The organism is Nostocoides sp. HKS02 (assembly GCF_009707485.1).
Taxonomy (GTDB): Bacteria; Actinomycetota; Actinomycetes; order Actinomycetales; family Dermatophilaceae; genus Pedococcus.
The window spans coordinates 1296647-1313652 of sequence record NZ_CP046121.1 but is presented as its reverse complement, the minus strand read 5'-3'; the positions used below and the strand labels follow the sequence as shown (position 1 = coordinate 1313652).

Below are 17006 nucleotides of genomic sequence, written 5' to 3'. Positions count from 1 at the left end.
GCGCCTGACTCGCCGGCGTTCGGTGCTCAGCCCTCAGCCGCGCTGGCCTCAGCCTTTGACGTATGCCGCGAGGTGCTGCCCGGTGAGGGTGCTCCGGTCGGCGACGAGCTCGGCCGGGGTGCCCTCGAAGACGACTCGGCCACCGTCGTGTCCGGCCCCCGGGCCGAGGTCGATGATCCAGTCGGCGTGCGCCATGACGGCCTGGTGGTGCTCAATGACGATGACGGACTTGCCGGAGTCGACGAGCCGGTCGAGCAGGCCGAGCAGCTGCTCGACATCGGCGAGGTGCAGGCCCGTGGTCGGCTCGTCGAGGACGTAGACGCCGCCGGTCTCGCCCAGGTGGGTGGCCAGCTTGAGCCGCTGGCGCTCACCGCCGGAGAGGGTGGTGAGGGGCTGGCCGAGGCGCAGGTAGCCGAGGCCAACATCGGCCAGGTGGGTGAGGAGGGTGTGCGCGGCCGGCGTCCTCGCCTCACCGGCGCCGAAGAACTCGCGCGCCTCATCCACCGACATGGCGAGCACCTCGCTGATGTCCTTGCCGCCGAAGGTGTACTCGAGCACCTCGGCCAGGAACCGCTTGCCGTCGCACTCCTCGCAGACCGTGGCGACGCCGGCCATCATGGCCAGGTCCGTGTAGATGACGCCCGCACCGTTGCAGGCAGGGCAAGCACCTTCGGAGTTCGCGCTGAACAACGCGGGCTTCACGCCGTTGGCCTTCGCGAAGGCCTTGCGGATCGGGTCGAGCAGTCCGGTGTACGTCGCCGGGTTACTGCGTCGTGAGCCCTTGATCCCGGCCTGGTCGACCGAGACCACGCCGTCGCGGCCCGACACCGAGCCGTGGATCAGCGAGCTCTTGCCCGAGCCGGCCACCCCGGTCACCACGACCAGGACCCCAAGTGGCAGGTCGACATCGACCTCGCGCAGGTTGTGCGTGCTGGCGCCGCGTACCTCGAGCACGCCCGTGGGCGTGCGCGTGGCTGGCTTCAGGGCGGCACGGTCGTCGAGGTGTCGACCCGTGACCGTGCCACTGGCGCGCAGGCCCGCGACGGTGCCCTCGAACATCACCTCGCCGCCCGCGCTACCGGCCCCGGGACCGAGGTCGACGACGTGCTCGGCGATCGCGATCGCCTCGGGCTTGTGCTCGACGACTAGCACGGTGTTGCCCTTGTCGCGCAGCTGGAGCAGCAGCACGTTCATGCGCTCGATGTCGTGCGGGTGCAGCCCGATCGTCGGCTCGTCGAAGACGTACGTGACGTCCGTCAGCGAGGACCCGAGGTGACGGATCATCTTGGTGCGCTGGGCCTCTCCGCCGGAGAGCGTTCCCGACGACCGGTCGAGCGAGAGGTATCCGAGTCCGATCTCGGCGAACGAGTCGAGGAGGTGTCGCAGCCCGGTCACCAAGGGCGCCACCGTGGGCTCGTCCAGGTCGCGGACCCATCCGGCGAGGTCGCTGATCTGCATGGCGCACAGATCGGCGATGTTGAGCCCCTTGATCTTGGAGGATCGAGCGCCGTCGTTGAGCCGGGTCCCGTCGCAGTCGGGGCAGGTTGTGAAGGTGATCGCCCGCTCCACGAAGGCTCGGATGTGGGGCTGCATCGCCTCGCGGTCCTTGGCCAGCATGGATTTCTGGATCTTCGGGATGAGGCCCTCGTAGGTGAGGTTGATGCCCTCGACCTTGATCTTGGTCGGCTCGCGGTAGAGCAGGTCGTGCAGCTCCTTCTTGGTGTACTTGCGGATCGGCTTGTCCATGTCGAAGAAGCCGGAGCCGCTGAAGATGCGGCCGAACCAGCCGTCCATGCTGTACCCGGGGATGGTCAGCGCTCCCTCGCGCAGCGACAGGCTGTCGTCGTAGAGCGCCGACAGGTCGAAGTCGGTGACCGAGCCGCGGCCCTCGCAGCGCGAACACATCCCGCCGGTGATGCTGAAGCTGCGACGCTCCTTCGTGGTCCGTCCGGCGCGCTCCATGCTGACTGCGCCCGACCCGCTGATCGACGCGACGTTGAACGAGAACGCCTGGGCGGAGCCGATGTGCGGCTGCCCGAGCCGGCTGAACAGGATGCGCAGCATCGCGTTGGCGTCGGTCGCGGTGCCGACCGTGGACCGCGGGTCGCTGCCCAACCGCTGCTGGTCGACGATGATCGCGGTGGTCAGCCCTTCGAGCACGTCCACATCCGGGCGCGCGAGCGTCGGCATGAAGCCCTGCACGAAAGCGCTGTAGGTCTCGTTGATCATCCGCTGCGACTCCGCGGCGATGGTGCTGAACACGAGCGAGCTCTTGCCCGACCCGGAGACGCCCGTGAAGACCGTCAGCCGACGCTTGGGGATCTCGAGGCTGATGTCCTTGAGGTTGTTGACACGGGCGCCGTGCACCCGGATCAGGTCATGGCTGTCCGCTTGGTGCTGGGCAGGCGAATGCGCCTCGGCCACGGTCACTCCTGAGGTCGTCGGGCTGGGGGTGCTCGGGTGCAACCCTAGATCGCAGGGGCGGGTGTGCGGGTCGGCTTGGCCGCGGTGGTGCGGGATGGCGCGGCGGTCGAGCCGCGCACGACGAGCTCGACCGGGTGGAGCTCGTCGTGGTCCTTGCTCGCGCTCCGGCCGTGGAGCGTGTCGAGCATGAGGGCGCCAGCCCGTCGACCCTGCAGCTCGACGTCCTGGCGCACGGTGGTGAGGTCGAAGGTCTCGGAGTGGATGTGGTCGTCGATGCCGATGACGGAGAGGTCTCGAGGCACCTCGAGACCGAGGTGGCGCGCCGCGCTGAGCACCCCGAACGCGATCTCGTCGGAGGCGGCGACCACGGCCGTGGGCCGCTCGGCTGCGGCCAGCATGGGCCGCGAGAGGAGCGCTGCGTCGTGCGCGGTCCAGTCGCACTCGAGGATCCACTCCGGGGGACAGTGCAGGTCGTACTGCCGCAAGACCTGCCCAAACGCCTCGCGGCGGTCCAGCGGTGTCTGCAGGTGCGTCACGGACGCCGGCACCGTGCCGGCATACCCGATGCGGGTGTGGCCCAGCTCGATCACGTGGCGCGTCGCGAGCGCCATCGCCTGCCGGTCGTCGATGCGGACCGAGGGCCACCCCGGTTGGCGGTTCCCCACCGTGACCACGGGTATGCCGAGCCGGTCCAGGATGGCCCGCTCGCCCGCCTCGGGAGGAATGTTGAGGATGATGACGCCATCGGCGCGCTTCCAGAGCATGTTCTGGGTGATGCGCAGCCGGGTGTCGAAGGTGTGGCCCTCGAGGTCGACCAGCAGGACATGGTGGCCGTCCTCGCGCAGGGCCTTCTCGATGCCGCTAACGACGGTCGCGAAGAACCACCGGTTGAAGTACGGCACCACGACCGCCACTCCACGCGTGCGCCCGGAGACCAGGCTGGTCGCGGCGGGGGAGGCGACGTAGTGCAGCTCCGCCGCGACCTCCAGAACGCGGTCACGGGTCCGAGGACTGACCCGGTCGACGCCACGCAAGGCGCGCGAGACGGTCGCGACGGAGACCCCCGCCACTCTCGCAACATCACTGATGGTGCTCATGTCCACCTCTTTGTGGCCGGCATGGGGGGCCCGTCTAGGTGCCGGTGTTGCGCCGCGCTCGCAAGATCAACCAGAGCAACGCCAGGAGCACCGCGAGGAGCACGGCGGATCCACCCGCCGACTCCCCGCGGACCTCCAGCACGACCGTTTGGATGACGGCCATGAACGCGAAGAACCCGATGAGGCCGAGCAGCACCTCCAGTCGTTGGGCCTTGGCCCGCGGACCGCCGGTGCCGCTCCCAGGGTTGAAAAGTCCCATAGGAGTCAGGGTTGGCCGGCTGGCCTAGCCCTTGACACCCCCCGCAGTGAGGCCCGAGACGATCGCGCGCTGGAAGACCAGCACCATGATGATCAGCGGCACGGTGACGATCGTTCCGGCCGCCATGACGGCGGTGTAGGGCTCCTGGTGCGGCTGGGCACCCGTGAACTGGGCGATCGCGACGGTGACCGTCTGGGTCTGCGGCGTGGAGAACTGCTGGGCCAGAAGGTACTCGTTCCAGCTGGCGATGAACGCGAGGATCGCGGTCGTGAACAGGCCGGGAGCAGCCAGTGGCAGCATGATCTTGCGGAACGCCTGGCCCGGCGTGCAGCCGTCGATCCGCGCCGACTCCTCGAGCTCCCACGGCATCTCGGCCAGGAAGGCCGTGAGCGTGTAGATCGTCAGCGGGAGAGCGAACGAGATGTCCGGGATGATCAGCGCCTGGTAGTTCGCGCCACTCATCCACCCGAAGTCGGTGAACATCTGGAACAGCGGCGAGACCAGCGCGACGCCCGGGAACATCGAGGCGCCCAGGATCACTCCGAGCACGGCGTACTTGGCCGGGAAGTCCAGCCGGGCCAGCGCGTAGGACGCGAAGACGCCCACGAGCATGGCGACGACGGTGACGGCGATGCCGATGATCAGCGAGTGCACGAGGGCGGCGCCGAAGTGGTTGCCTCGGTCGGTCGAGAACGCGGTCCGGAAGTTGTCGAGCGTCACGTGGGTGGGCCACGCCGAGTTGTCGAATGTGTAGCCGACGTCGCGGAAGGCCGTGACGACCATCCAGTAGAACGGCGAGAGGCCCCAGATCACGAGCACGGCCAAGCCGATGTACATCCGGATCTTGGCGTTCCGGTTGCTCTTGAAGTGGATTTCCTGCGCCTCGGTCCGGCCACTGGCAGGAGGGGCGGTCGTGGTGGTGGTAGTGGTGGTCATCTCAGGCTCCCGGGGTGGTGGCGTTCGCGGCGACCGGGTTGACGGGTGCGGTGGGGGCGGCCTTCTCGCTCTTGGGCGGTCGCTTGATCACGTCGGCGCCGCCGAACTGGATGAAGAGGAAGGCGGCGAAGGCGATGAGCAGGAAGACGATCGTCGACAGTGCGGACGCGCCGTGGAAGCCTTCGTTCTTCTGCTTGATCACCAGCATGGACAGCGACGTCGTCCCGCCCGCGCCTCCGGTGAGAATCGCCGGGAGGTCGTAGATGCGGAGCACGTCGAGGGTGCGGAAGAGCACGGCCACCATGAGCGGTGTCTTGACCAACGGGAGCGTGATCTTCGTGAAGGTCTGCCACTTGGAGGCACCGTCGATCTGGGCTGCCTCGTAGACGTCACCGGGGATGAGCTGGAGGCCGGCGAGGATGAGCAGCGCCATGAACGGCGTCGTCTTCCAGACGTCCGCGATGATGATGGCGAACTTCGCGGCCCACGGGTCACTGGTCCACAGCTGCGGACTGATCCCGAAGATGCCGATGAGGTGGTTGATGATGCCGTCGTAGGCGAACATGAAATAGAAGAGCTTCGCCGTCACGGCCGTGGGGATCGCCCAGGGCACGAGGATGGCGGCCCGGACGAGGCCGCGGCCCTTGAAGTCGCGGTTCATGATCATGGCGAACCAGATGCCGAGCAGGACCTCGATGACCACGCTGACGACGGTGAAGAAGAGGGTCACCCGCAGGGCGTCGTAGAACTGGGCGCCGATGGTGCCGGGCGGGCAGCTGACATTTCCACACCGTTGCAGGAGCCAGTGGGTGTAGTTCGATACTCCGGCGCTCCCGCCCTCGACGAACAACCCGGTGGCCGGGTCCAGGCCGGCGTCCTTCTGGAAGGACAGCTGGATGGCTTTCAGTAGGGGATAGATGATGATCACGGCGAGGAAGATGATCGTCGGCGTGACCAGCAGCAGCCCGCGACGTCCTTGGCCCGCGTTGAGTCCCTTGCTCTTCTTGGCCGGCTTGTTCTCGACCGGCTGTGATGTCCTGTCCGCAACTGCGCTCATGCCTGCTCCTTGACCGGAAGGATGCGCCCCTGAGGTCGATCGGGTTGGTGGTGGTCAGCCCTGCGTCTTACGGGTCGTGCAACGCCGTGGGGGTGACCCGTGGGCCACCCCCACAGCGCTTGGACTGAAGCGGTCGAGGTCAGCCCCCGGCCGCCGCCGCCATGGCCGCCTGCATGTCCTTCACTGCCTGCTGGGCGGTCTTCTGCCCCTGGATGGCTGCGAAGGCGTTCTCCTGGATGGCCGTGGTGATCCCGGGGTAGAACGGCGTGACCGGGCGGGACACGGCGTTCTCGATCGAGGTCTTCAGGACCGGCAGGTAGGGGTACTTGGCGACCAGGGCCGGGTCGGTGTAGATCGACTCGAGGACTGGTGCCAGGGAGCCCTTCTCCATGTTCGTCTTCTGCTCGTCAGGGCTGGTGACGAACTTGAGGAAGTCCAGCGCGGTCGCCTTGTTCTTGGAGTACGCGCTGATCGCGACCATGTGGCCGCCCAGGGTCGAGGTGCCCGGTCCGCTCACGCCGGGGAGCGGCGCGACGGCGAACTTGCCCTTGACCTTGGACGAGGCGTCGGTGCTGGCCAGGTTGTAGACGTAGGGCCAGTTGCGCAGGAACAGCAGCTTCCCGCTCTCGAACGCTGCCCGGCTCTCTTCCTCCTGGTAGGTGATCGCCTGCTTGGGAATGTCACCGCTCTTGTAGTGGTCGGCGAGCGCCTGCAGTCCCTTGGCGGCCTCGGGGGAGTCCGCGGTCGGCTTGCCCTGGGCATCCACCATCTTGGCGCCGTACGCGTTCATCCACTCGGTGGCGTTACAGGTCAGGCCCTCGTACTTGGCGAACTGTCCCGCGAAGCAGTCGATGCCGGCCTTCTTGGCGATGGAGCACATCGACCACATCTCGTCGATGGTCTTCGGCGGAGTCTTCACCAGGTCCGTGCGGTAGTAGAGCATCGCGCCGTCAGAGGACGACGGGGCCGCATACAGCGTGTTGTTGTAGGTCGCCGCCTTGATGGTCGGCGCGAGGAAACCGTTGGTCGGCAGGGCCATCGCGCCCTTGAGCGGCGTGAGCCAGCCCTTGGCGGCGAACTCGGCCGTCCACACGACGTCGACCGAGAACACGTCGTAGCTGGGGTCCTTGGCCTGCATGTGCTGCACGAGGTCGTCGTGCTGCTGGTCCGCCTTGTCGGACTGCTCCTTGATGGTCACCTTCTCGGTGGGGTGGGCAGCGTTCCAGCGTGCGGCCTGGGGGGCCAGCACGTTCGCGTTGTCCTTGCCGCTGACGAAGGTGATGGGTCCGCGGCCGGACGCGCCGCCGCCGGAACTACTACTGCTGCTGCCGCCACCGCCGCAGCCCGCGGCGACGAGCGCCACGGACACAGCTCCAGCCATCACGGTGAGGGTGCGGCGCTTGTGCAATCGGAGGGCCATACGCCCGCCTCCATTTCTCGCTAGTGCTGAGGCGGACGTGCCTCAGCGCTGAGGTGAACCGTCCTCATGTAAACGTTTACGCTCGTCCGCCGCAATCCGAACTCGGACCCACATCGGTAACGATTGGATAACTGGGGCCCGGGTCTCGCGCCGATGGTCCGAACTGTCCGGGTTCGTCAGACGCTGACAAGCTCGCAGTGCAGGACATGCCAGACCGCGACCGGTACGGGCGCCTTGCCACACGACTCGCTGAGCGGTCCGCGGGAGCTCTGCATGCAGCCCACCCGCCACGCGCGGCCGTCACGGTGGGTGACGAGGAAGTCGACGTGCTCGCCATGGTGGAGGTGGTCGCCGCCGTCGCCGCCGTCGCCGTCGGCGCCAGCGAGCCCCGCTGCACCGATCGCGTCGGTGCTCAGTAGCGCCGTCGTGAGGGCGGTCAGCGAGCGTTCGTCGACCACGTGGCGGACGTGCGCCTCGGCGGCCTGGGCCCCGGGCTCGAGCGTGCTGCGGCCGCGGTCGTGACGAGGGCCGCTCACCCCGGCCGGCAGCGTGCCGGTTTCGGCCGCCGCGAGGATCTCGGCGCACAGTGGCGCCGCCAGTCGCGCGAAGGTCGCACCGTGGGGGAGCAGGACGCCGGTCGGTGCGAACCGGTGGCCGCCGGTGTGGGAGGCCTCCCAGACGCGGCCTGGCACCAGCGCTGCGGCGTCGAGGGCGACGGGTCGGCCCCGGACCGCGCAGCACACGTCGCGTCGTCCGTTGGTGCAGACGAGCAGGACCGGCGCGGCCGGAGCCAGGCCGGGCAGCGAGGCGGTGACGGCTGCGCGATCGCCGCGGGCCAAGGCGTCGAGGTCGACCTCGAGCAGGGTGGCCGGGTCGTCCAGTCGAACCTCGAGCAGCCAGGGATCCACACCCGCCCAGGCGAGGTATGCCGCGTGGCCGCCTGGGTGGTGCTCGTCGGCGTGGCGCCCGGGCCGGCGCAGCAGGGTCAGCCGGCCGCCGCGTGCCGCACATGCCTCGGACAGCGAACTGCCCACTGCCACAGGTAGATGCGATTGGGTCGCTGCATCGCGCCCCCATGGCCCGGGCTGTTCTAGCGCCACGAAGAAGTGAGCCCGGGCGGCCGTGCCGTAGGCGCTGATGTCCTCGGCGTCGAACCGCACCGAGCACGCCTCCGGTGACGGCAGCCCGTGGCCGGTCACTGCTGGGTCACCGAGGCGGGCCTGCGACGCGGGCGATGGGGCTACGGGCCGCAACGCCAGAGCCGTCGCGTCGACCGGTCGCCTCGGGCAGCTCGACGGCCACCCCGTTGCCCCCGGCGGCCCGCGCAGGGGTCGCCCCGGCCCAGGCCAGCACGAGGGTGTCCTCGCCCCGGAGGAAGCGGTGGCACCGCACCCCACCGGTGGCGCGGCCCTTGGCCGGATACTCGGCATACGGCGTGACCTTGAGCGAACCGGGCTCGGTGCCCGGCAACGCTCCCGATGACCCGCTGGAGGTGACGACGACGGCGTCGGCGTCCGGGTCGACCGCGCCGAAGAAGACTGCCCGCTGGCCCGCCGCGACCTTGATGCCGGCCATGCCGCCCGCGGCCCTGCCTTGCGGTCGCACGATGGCGGCGCCGAACCGCAGGAGCTGGGCGTCGGAGGTGATGAAGACGAGATCCTCTGTGCCAGTGCGCAGTTCGGCTGCACCCACGACCTCGTCGCCGTCCTTGAGACCGATCAGCTCGAAGTCGTTGCGGCCGGGGTAGTCGGTCGTGACGCGCTTGACCACACCCTGTGCGGTGCCGAGCGCGATGCCGGGGGAGTCAGCCGCGAGAGAGACGATCGTGAGGGGCTCCTCCCCACGCGGGAGGTCGACATAGGCCGCCAGCGGCGCGCCGCCGGACAGGCTCGGTGCGCCGTTGGTGGGCGGCAGCATCGGCAGCTCGAGGGCCGACAGGCGCAACAACCGACCGCGCGAGGTGACCAGCCCCACCTCGCCGCGGGCCGTCGTGCGGACCGCACCGATGATCGCGTCGTGGCGGCTGCGGGCCCCGTCGGCGGGGATCGGTTCGTCGGAGGTGGTGCGCGCCATGAGTCCGGTCGAGGACAACAGGACCCAGCACGGGTCGTCGGCCACCTCGAGCGGGGTGCTCGTCGTCGCGGGGACCCCCGGGGACTCGAGCAGCACGGTGCGGCGGGGGGTGCCGTGCGACTTCGCCACGTCGGCGAGCTCGGTGGAGACGGTCTTGTGGAGCAGCCTCTCGTCGCCGAGGATCGCCTCGAGCTCCTCGATCTGGCGCTCCAGCTCGGACTTCTCGCTCTCGAGCTCGACCCGGCTGAACTTCGTGAGCCGGCGCAGCTGCAGGTCGAGGATGTAGGTCGCCTGGGCGTCGCTGAGGTCGAAGACGTCGATGAGGCGCGCCTTGGCGACCCCGGCGTCGTCGGACGTGCGGATCACCTGGATCACCTCGTCGATGTCGACGATGGCGATGAGCAGCCCCTCGACGAGGTGGAGGCGGTCCTTGCGCTTGCCCAGGCGGTACTCGGTGCGGCGGCGCACGACCTCGATCCGGAAGTCGATGTAGACCTTGAGGAGGTCCTTGAGCCCCAGGGTGCGCGGCTGGCCGTCGACGAGCGCGACGTTGTTGATGTGGAACGCGTCCTCCATCGGGGTCAGCTTGTAGAGCTGCTCGAGGACCGCGTCAGGGTTGAAGCCGTTCTTGACCTCGATGACCAGCCGCAGGCCGTGCTTGCGGTCGGTGAGGTCTTTGACGTCCGAGATGCCCTGGAGCTTCTTGGACTGGACCGCGTCCTTGATCTTCTCGATGACCTTCTCGGGGCCGACGAGGTAGGGCAGCTCGGTGACGACGATGCCCTGTCGGCGCGCCGTGACCTTCTCGATCCGCGAGGTCGCGCGGGTGCGGAAGCTGCCCTTGCCGGTGAGGTAGGCGTCGCGGATGCCCTCGAGCCCCACGACCCGCCCGCCCTGGGGCAGGTCCGGGCCGGGGACGAACTTCATGAGGTCGTCGAGGGAGCAGGTCGGGTTGGCCATGAGGTGGCGCGCGGCGCCGATGACCTCGACGAGGTTGTGGGGCGGCATGTTCGTCGCGAAGCCGACGGCGATTCCACTGACCCCGTTGACGAGCAGGTTCGGGAACGCCGCAGGCATGACTCCGGGCTGGGTGAGCTGGTCGTCGTAGTTGGGGACGAAGTCGACGGTGTCCTCGTCGAGGCCCGCGGTCATGAGCAGGGCGGCGGCGCCGGGCCGGGCCTCGGTGTACCGCGACGCGGCCGGCCCGTCGTCGAGCGAGCCGAAGTTGCCGTGGCCGTCGACGAGGGGAAGCCGCATCGTGAATGGCTGGGCCATCCGGACCAGGGCGTCGTAGATCGCGCTGTCGCCGTGGGGGTGGTACTTGCCCATCACGTCGCCCACGACGCGCGAGGACTTCACGTGGCCGCGGTCGGGTCGCAGACCCATCTCGCTCATCGAGTAGAGAATTCGCCGCTGCACGGGCTTGAGGCCGTCCCGGGCGTCGGGCAGCGCCCGGGAGTGGATGACGGACACGGCGTACTCGAGGTACGCCCCCTGCATCTCGTCCTCGACGTCGATGTCGACGATGCGCTCGACGAAGTCGCTGTCGTCAGCCGGTGGGGTGAGCGTCTTGCGGGCCATGCGTGGGGGTCACTCCTGGTCGGGGCCGTGGGAACGCCCCATCCTCTCCCACGGCTCTGGGGCGGTCTCGCCCGACTCGCCGTAGGCGCCCCAGTGCACGACGTCGGCGTGGTTCCGCCGCCCCCGCCGCAGGCTGGGGGAGACAGTGCGTTCCCGTTCGAAGCCGAGCGCCACGACCCCGACCAGGCGCCGGTTGGCCGGGATGCCGTGGGCCTGCCGGACCGCCTCGTGCCGGGTCGGGGGCACGCCGAAGAACAGGGCGCCGAGGCCTTCGTCCACAGCGCTCAGGAGCATGAGCAGGGCCGCCATCCCGGTATCCACGTCCCAGTACGGCACCGGCCAGCGCCGCGGGTCGCGGTCGGTCCAGCCCTTGTCCGGCTCGGCATAGCGGTCGAGGTACGTCTCGGGGTCCGACAGGCACAGCACGAGCACGGGTGCTGCCGAGACGCCACGCAGCCAGGCGTCCTCGGGTCGTCCGGGATCTGCGCTGGCCGCCCAGAACCGGCTGCGCGACGGCTCGTCCGCGAGCACGACGAAGTCCCAACCCTGGCTGAAACCCGCGCTGGGGGCCCGCTGGGCGGCATACAGGACCTGCTCGAGGGTGCCGCGAGGCACCGGTCGGTCGGGGTCGAACCGGCGCACCATGCGCCGCCGCCGCACCACCTCACGAAACTCCATGGGCCCATCCTCGGCCATCTTCCCGACACCGGACACCGGCGCGTCGCCGACCGCGGGCATGACATTCTTGGGCCATGACCGAGGCCGTCCGTCCTCCTGGCTACCCGGCCCACTGGGAGGCGGACGTCGTCCTCCGCGACGGCTCGGTCGCGCACCTGCGACCCATCACGCCGGCCGACGCCGAGGCGGTGCACCGCTTCCACGCCGGCCAGTCCGAAGAGTCCATCTACATGCGCTTCTTCGCTCCGCTCCGGCAGCTGAGCGAGCGGGACGTCACCCGGTTCACCCACGTCGACTACCACGACCGGGTCGCCCTGGTCGCCACGGTCCGGGGCGACATCATCGGCATCGGCCGCTACGACCGGATCACTCCGACCAGCGCCGAGGTGGCCTTCAACATCTCAGACGCCTACCAGGGCAAGGGGATTGGCTCGGTCCTGCTGGAGCACCTGGCAGTCATCGCCTGGGAGGCCGGCGTCACCGAGTTCACGGCCGAGGTCCTGCCCCAGAACCGGAAGATGATCTCGGTGTTCTCCGACGCGGGTTACGAGGTCGACCGGCACTTCGCCGACGGCGTGGTCTCGCTGCGGTTCCGGATCCAGCCGACGGAACGCTCCGAAGCCGTGCGGCTCTCCCGCGAGCACCGGGCCGAGTCCGTGAGCATGCACTCCGTGCTGTTCCCGGACTCCATCGCCGTGGTGGGCGCGAGTCGGCACCAGGGCTCCATCGGCCACCACATCCTGGCCAACATCCAGGCCTCCGGGTTCCACGGCGCGGTGCACGCGGTGAACCGCGAGGCGATGGAGGTCCTGGGCCTGCACTCCTACGCGCGGGTGAGCGAGATCCCCGACGAGGTCGACCTCGCCGTGGTCGCGGTGCCCGCCGAGGAGGTCCTCGAGGTCGTCGCGGACTGTGCCGAGGCCGGGGTCAAGACCCTGCTGGTGGTGAGCGCCGGGTTCGCCGAGTCCGGCCCCGAGGGAGAGGAGCGGCAGCACGGGCTCCTCACCGCGGCGCGCGAGGCGGGCATGCGGGTCCTCGGGCCCAACTCGTTCGGCGTGATCAACAACCATCCCTCGGTCCGGCTCAACGCCTCGCTGGCCCCGGAGCTGCCGCCACCGGGGCGGTTGGGGTTGTTCGCCCAGAGTGGTGCCCTCGGCATCGCCGTGCTCGCCTCGGCCGCCCGTCGGGGCCTCGGGATCTCCGTCTTCGCCTCGGCCGGCAACCGCGTCGACGTCTCCGGCAACGACTTCATGCAGTACTGGATCGACGACGGCGACACCGATGTCGTGGGGCTGTACCTGGAGTCGATGGGCAACCCCCGCAAGTTCTCCCGGATCGCCCGCCGCCTCGCCTCGACCAAGCCCGTGATCGTGGTGAAGTCGGGGGTGTCGTCCTACGGTGTGCCGCCAGGGCACCGGGCCCGCCCGACGCGCGTGCGGCCCGAGGCGTTCGACGCGATGCTGCGCCAGGCGGGCGTGATCCGCGTCGAGAACGTCCACCAGATGTTCGACGTGGCGCAGCTGCTGGCCTACCAGAACCTGCCGACCGGCAACCGCGTCGCCATCGTCGGCAACTCCGACGCACTCGGCGCCCTCACGGCAGAGGCCTGCGTCAGCTGGGGGCTCCAGGTCGCCCACGGGCCCGTCTCGCTGCACAGCGACGCGCGCGGCGAGCAGTTCACCGAGGCGCTGTCGGCTGCCTTCGCCGACCCCGAGGTCGACAGTGTCCTCACCTGTTTCATCCCGCCGCTCGTCACCCTCGACGAGGACGTCGCGACTGCGGTGAGAGATGCCGCCGTGGCGGGCCAAAAGCCCTGTCTCGCAACCTTCCTCGGCATGCGGGGGGTCGTCGAGCGCTTGTCCGAGACGGGCGAGGACGGCCAGAAGCTCGTCGTGCCGGCCTACTCCATGCCCGAGGACGCGGTGCGCGCGCTCGCCGCCGCGACGCGGTATGCCGAGTGGCGGGCTCGCGACCGCGGCATACCGGTGGTCCCGCTCGGCATCGACCGCGACGCCGCCGAGCGCCTCGTCGAGCGGGTGCTGGCGCAGTCGCCGGAGGGCCGGCGGCTCGAGCAGCCGGAGGTCGCCGAGCTGCTCGACGCGTACGGCATCCATGTCTGGGGCAGCGTGCCGGTCCGCACCGCCGAGGAGGCGGTGGCCGCGGCCGAGCTCGTCGGCTACCCGGTCGTGCTCAAGTCGGTGGCCCCCCTGATGCGTCACCAGCCCGGCCTGAGCGGCATCCGCGTCGACCTCGGCTCCGAGGCGCGACTGCGCGAGGCGTACTCCGCGCTCAACGACCGGCTCGCCCCGCTCTCGGCCAACACCTTCGTCGTGCAGCGGATGGCGAATCCGGGCGTCTCCTGCGTCGTGCGCTCCGACGAGGATCCCCTGTTCGGGCCGGTCGTCTCGTTCAGCATCGCCGGTCCACCGACGGACCTGCTCGGCGACATCGGCCACCGCATCCCGCCGTTGACCGATGTGGACGTCTCCGACCTGATCTCCTCGGTCCGGGCCGCGCCGATGCTGCACGGTCACCGGGGCGCCGCTCCGGTGCACCGGGCAGCCCTGGCCGACCTCATCGCCCGGGTCTCCGTGCTCGCCGACAACCTGCCGGAAGTGGCCAGCCTCGTGCTCAACCCGGTGAACGCCCACCCCGGTGGCGTGGATGTGCTCGGCGCCGAGGCCGTCGTGGCTCCGACACCCCGTCGCAAGGACCCGGGCAGGCGCTCGCTCACCTAGCGCCAGGGTGCTGGCCCGGCGGTCCTGGACCACCTAGGGCAAGATGGACCCATGGGTTCCGCCTCCTCCGCCAGCGCAGCCACGCCGCTGGCACCACTGCCTGACGACCTCACCCGCGCCATCGAGAGCGCGGGCTACTACCCGGCGCTCGTGGGCGACGTCGTGCAGGCCGCGCTGGCGGGCGAGCCGGTCGTCTCGCACCTGGTCCACCAGGAGACGACGTTCGACCACGACGCGGTGCGTCGCCACATCACCGTGCTGGCCCTGACGAGCTCGAGGCTGGTCATCGCCCACGCCGACGACCACACCGACGAGCGGCCCGAGCACGAGGACCTGGCCACCGCCACCACCGAGAGCGTGCCGCTCAGTGCCGTGCGGGGGGTCATGCTCACGCACGTCGTCACCAACCCCCAGGACTACCGCCCCGGCTCGCTCGGGCGCGAGATCACCCTGACGCTCGGGTGGGGTGCGGTCAGCCGGGTCGACCTCGTCCCGGCTTCGTGTGCCGATCCCGACTGCGATGCCGACCACGGCTACGAGGGCAGCATCGCCTCCGACGACATCTCGTTGCGCATCAGTGCCGATGCCGAGGGTGCCGACGCCCTCCAGCAGGCGCTCAGCTTCGCTCGCGAGCTGTCGGCCAGCATCGGCCGCTAGGAGCCACGCCCACCCATGCCGTACGACGGCTTGATGCCACCGCGCTACGACGCAGCAGGGCTGGCAGCCGTCCTGCCGGCCATCGCGGGCAGCCTCGGGGTGGACCGATATGCCGCCGATGACGGGCTGACCGTGGCGCCGGCCCGACGGGCAGTCGTGGTCCTCGTCGACGGCCTGGGCTATGAGCTGATCCGCCGGCGCGGCGGCCACGCACCCTTCCTGCGTTCGCTGCTGCCCGCGGCATACCGGCTGGCGGCCGGGTTCCCGTCGACCACGGCCACGTCGATGGGCACCTTCGGCACCGGGCTCCCGCCGGGGGCCCACGGGCTGTTGGGCTACGAGGTGCTCGTGCCGGGCGAGGACCGGCTCGTCAACGAGCTCTCGTGGGAGGACGGGCCGGACCCGCTCACGTGGCAGCCTCGGCCGACCGTGTTCGAGGCGGCCGATGCCGACGGCGTGGCCGTGACGCGGGTCGGGCCGGCGTTCTTCGACGGGTCGGGGCTCACCCAGGCAGCGCTACGCGGCGGACGGTTTCGGGCGGCTGACACCCTCGCGGCGCGCGTGGACGCCTCGCTGGCCGCTGTTCGTGCCGACCGGCGGGCCCTGGTCTACCTGTACTGGGGCGACCTCGACAAGGTCGGGCACGTCCACGGGTGCCAGTCGTGGGAGTGGGGCGACCAGCTCGAAGCGATCGATGCCGAGCTCGCCCGCCTCGTGCGGTCGGTGCCCTCTGACACCGCCGTCTACATCACCGCCGACCACGGGATGATCGATGCGCCGCACGCCCTGCGGATCGACCTCGCGCACGACCCCGAGCTGGCTGCTGGCATCCGCCACGTCGGGGGCGAGGCCCGCGCGCCCCAGCTCTACTGCGAGCCGGGCGCTGCCGAGGACGTCGGCCAGACGTGGCGGGCCCGGGTCGGTGAGCGGGCCTGGCTGCGGACGCGCGACGAAGCGGTCGCCGAGGGCTGGTTCGGTCCGGTGACACCCGTGAACCTGCCGCGCATCGGCGACCTGGTCGTCGCCATGCGTGACAACTTCGCCATCGTCGACTCGCGGCGCGCCCGACCCCAGCTGCTGGCCCTGGTCGGGTTGCACGGGTCGCTCACCGCCGACGAGTCGGCCGTGCCCCTGTTCCAGGTGGCCGCACGGGACAGCGCGTGAGCACCGGCGCGCACCGGCCACCGCCTAGGGTGTCCTCTCGTGGCTGAGCTCGTTTTCTTCTCCGGCACCATGGACTCTGGCAAGTCAACGCTGGCGCTCCAGATGGACCACAACCACCGGGCCCGGGGTCGGGCGGGGCTGATCTACACCAAGATGGACCGCGCCGGCAGCGACGTCCTGTCCTCGCGTCTGGGCCTGGCGACACCGGCGCGCGAGGTCACCGACGACCTGGACTTCTGGGATGCCGTCGTCGAGCACGCGACGACCGGCCACCGGATCGACTACCTCATCTGCGACGAGGTGCAGTTCTACACACCCGCTCAGGTGGAGCAGCTCGCCAAGCTCGTCGACGAGATGGGGGTCGACGTCTTCTCCTTCGGGATCACGGCCGACTTCCGTACCCAGCTGTTCCCCGGGTCGCGGCGCATGATCGAGCTCGCCGACCGGGTGCAGGTCCTCCAGGTCGAGGCGCTGTGCTGGTGTGGCCGGCGCGCCACCCACAACGCGCGGGTGGTCGACGGCGCAATGGTCGTCGAGGGCGAGCAGGTCGTCGTCGGCGACACGGTGGCCGGCTCGGCGACGCTCGTGGAGTACGAGGTGCTGTGCCGACGCCACTTCATGCGGCGGATGAACTCCGCCGCCGCCCGCACGGCCGCCGCGTCACCCGATGTCCTGCCGTTCGACCTGGACGTCTGTCCGGTCCCGCAGCAGTAGCGCCGCTCAGCTCTGCGGCTTGGCCCCGAACATCACGTCGTCCCAGCTGGGCACGCCCTTGCGGGCGGCCTTCTTCACCGCGCGCTTCTCGGGCACCGTCCTCCGCTCCGGCTCGTCGTCGGCAGTGGAGTCCCGCGCGGGCAGGACGTCGTCGCCGACCGAGGATGCCGGCGCCGAGAAGGGTGGTTCGGGCGTCGGCGGGGCGCTC

13 protein-coding genes are annotated in these 17006 nt (G+C 70.0%); 4 read left to right on the top strand and 9 right to left on the bottom strand.

The window, feature by feature from the left end:
• Positions 1-48 precede the first annotated feature (48 nt).
• From GKE56_RS06240 to GKE56_RS06200, 9 genes are all read right to left on the bottom strand, one after another.
• Positions 49-2424 (bottom strand): ATP-binding cassette domain-containing protein, encoded by a 2376-nt coding sequence (locus GKE56_RS06240; protein ID WP_370518467.1) that lies wholly within the window; start codon positions 2422-2424, stop codon positions 49-51.
• Positions 2425-2468: 44 nt separating this feature from the next.
• On the bottom strand, positions 2469-3521 hold the full coding sequence (locus GKE56_RS06235; protein WP_154683802.1) for a LacI family DNA-binding transcriptional regulator: 1053 nt from the start codon (positions 3519-3521) through the stop codon (positions 2469-2471).
• Between the two features lie 34 nt (positions 3522-3555).
• A complete protein-coding gene (locus GKE56_RS06230; RefSeq protein WP_154683801.1) occupies positions 3556-3780 on the bottom strand; it encodes a hypothetical protein in 225 nt (74 codons plus the stop codon).
• Positions 3781-3804: 24 nt separating this feature from the next.
• Positions 3805-4716, bottom strand: a complete 912-nt coding sequence (locus GKE56_RS06225; RefSeq protein ID WP_154683800.1) for a carbohydrate ABC transporter permease — start codon at positions 4714-4716, stop codon at positions 3805-3807.
• 1 nt (position 4717) lies between these two features.
• Positions 4718-5773 carry a carbohydrate ABC transporter permease gene (locus tag GKE56_RS06220; protein ID WP_154683799.1) on the bottom strand — a complete coding sequence of 352 codons (1056 nt, stop codon included), beginning with the start codon at positions 5771-5773 and terminating at the stop codon, positions 4718-4720.
• 139 nt (positions 5774-5912) lie between these two features.
• Positions 5913-7181, bottom strand: coding sequence for an ABC transporter substrate-binding protein (locus GKE56_RS06215; RefSeq protein ID WP_370518488.1), 1269 nt, complete (start codon positions 7179-7181; stop codon positions 5913-5915).
• 188 nt (positions 7182-7369) lie between these two features.
• Positions 7370-8233: a sucrase ferredoxin gene (locus GKE56_RS06210; RefSeq protein WP_195908262.1), complete on the bottom strand. Its 864-nt coding sequence runs from the start codon at positions 8231-8233 to the stop codon at positions 7370-7372.
• A gap of 166 nt (positions 8234-8399) precedes the next feature.
• Positions 8400-10847 carry a DNA topoisomerase (ATP-hydrolyzing) subunit A gene (locus tag GKE56_RS06205; RefSeq protein ID WP_154683796.1) on the bottom strand — a complete coding sequence of 816 codons (2448 nt, stop codon included), beginning with the start codon at positions 10845-10847 and terminating at the stop codon, positions 8400-8402.
• 9 nt (positions 10848-10856) lie between these two features.
• On the bottom strand, positions 10857-11525 hold the full coding sequence (locus GKE56_RS06200; protein WP_154683795.1) for a nitroreductase family protein: 669 nt from the start codon (positions 11523-11525) through the stop codon (positions 10857-10859).
• A 74-nt stretch (positions 11526-11599) separates the two neighbouring features.
• Between GKE56_RS06200 and GKE56_RS06195 the strand changes: the two genes are divergently transcribed.
• From GKE56_RS06195 to GKE56_RS06180, 4 genes are read left to right on the top strand one after another with little or no spacing between them, the layout of a single operon-like run.
• Positions 11600-14263 (top strand): bifunctional GNAT family N-acetyltransferase/acetate--CoA ligase family protein, encoded by a 2664-nt coding sequence (locus GKE56_RS06195; protein ID WP_154683794.1) that lies wholly within the window; start codon positions 11600-11602, stop codon positions 14261-14263.
• Positions 14264-14314: 51 nt separating this feature from the next.
• Positions 14315-14920: a DUF5998 family protein gene (locus GKE56_RS06190; RefSeq protein ID WP_154683793.1), complete on the top strand. Its 606-nt coding sequence runs from the start codon at positions 14315-14317 to the stop codon at positions 14918-14920.
• Positions 14921-14953: 33 nt separating this feature from the next.
• Positions 14954-16084 carry an alkaline phosphatase family protein gene (locus tag GKE56_RS06185; protein WP_230209229.1) on the top strand — a complete coding sequence of 377 codons (1131 nt, stop codon included), beginning with the start codon at positions 14954-14956 and terminating at the stop codon, positions 16082-16084.
• A gap of 39 nt (positions 16085-16123) precedes the next feature.
• On the top strand, positions 16124-16798 hold the full coding sequence (locus GKE56_RS06180; protein ID WP_154683791.1) for a thymidine kinase: 675 nt from the start codon (positions 16124-16126) through the stop codon (positions 16796-16798).
• Positions 16799-17006: the final 208 nt, after the last annotated feature.

Bases quoted from the DNA above. Each gene is read 5' to 3' on its own strand.
- GKE56_RS06235 (WP_154683802.1), bottom strand. From the start codon at position 3,521: ATGAGCACCATCAGTGATGTTGCGAGAGTGGCGGGGGTCTCCGTCGCG.
- GKE56_RS06230 (WP_154683801.1), bottom strand. From the start codon at position 3,780: ATGGGACTTTTCAACCCTGGGAGCGGCACCGGCGGTCCGCGGGCCAAG.
- GKE56_RS06225 (WP_154683800.1), bottom strand. From the start codon at position 4,716: ATGACCACCACTACCACCACCACGACCGCCCCTCCTGCCAGTGGCCGG.
- GKE56_RS06220 (WP_154683799.1), bottom strand. From the start codon at position 5,773: ATGAGCGCAGTTGCGGACAGGACATCACAGCCGGTCGAGAACAAGCCG.
- GKE56_RS06205 (WP_154683796.1), bottom strand. From the start codon at position 10,847: ATGGCCCGCAAGACGCTCACCCCACCGGCTGACGACAGCGACTTCGTC.
- GKE56_RS06200 (WP_154683795.1), bottom strand. From the start codon at position 11,525: ATGGAGTTTCGTGAGGTGGTGCGGCGGCGGCGCATGGTGCGCCGGTTC.
- GKE56_RS06195 (WP_154683794.1), top strand. From the start codon at position 11,600: ATGACCGAGGCCGTCCGTCCTCCTGGCTACCCGGCCCACTGGGAGGCG.
- GKE56_RS06190 (WP_154683793.1), top strand. From the start codon at position 14,315: ATGGGTTCCGCCTCCTCCGCCAGCGCAGCCACGCCGCTGGCACCACTG.
- GKE56_RS06185 (WP_230209229.1), top strand. From the start codon at position 14,954: ATGCCACCGCGCTACGACGCAGCAGGGCTGGCAGCCGTCCTGCCGGCC.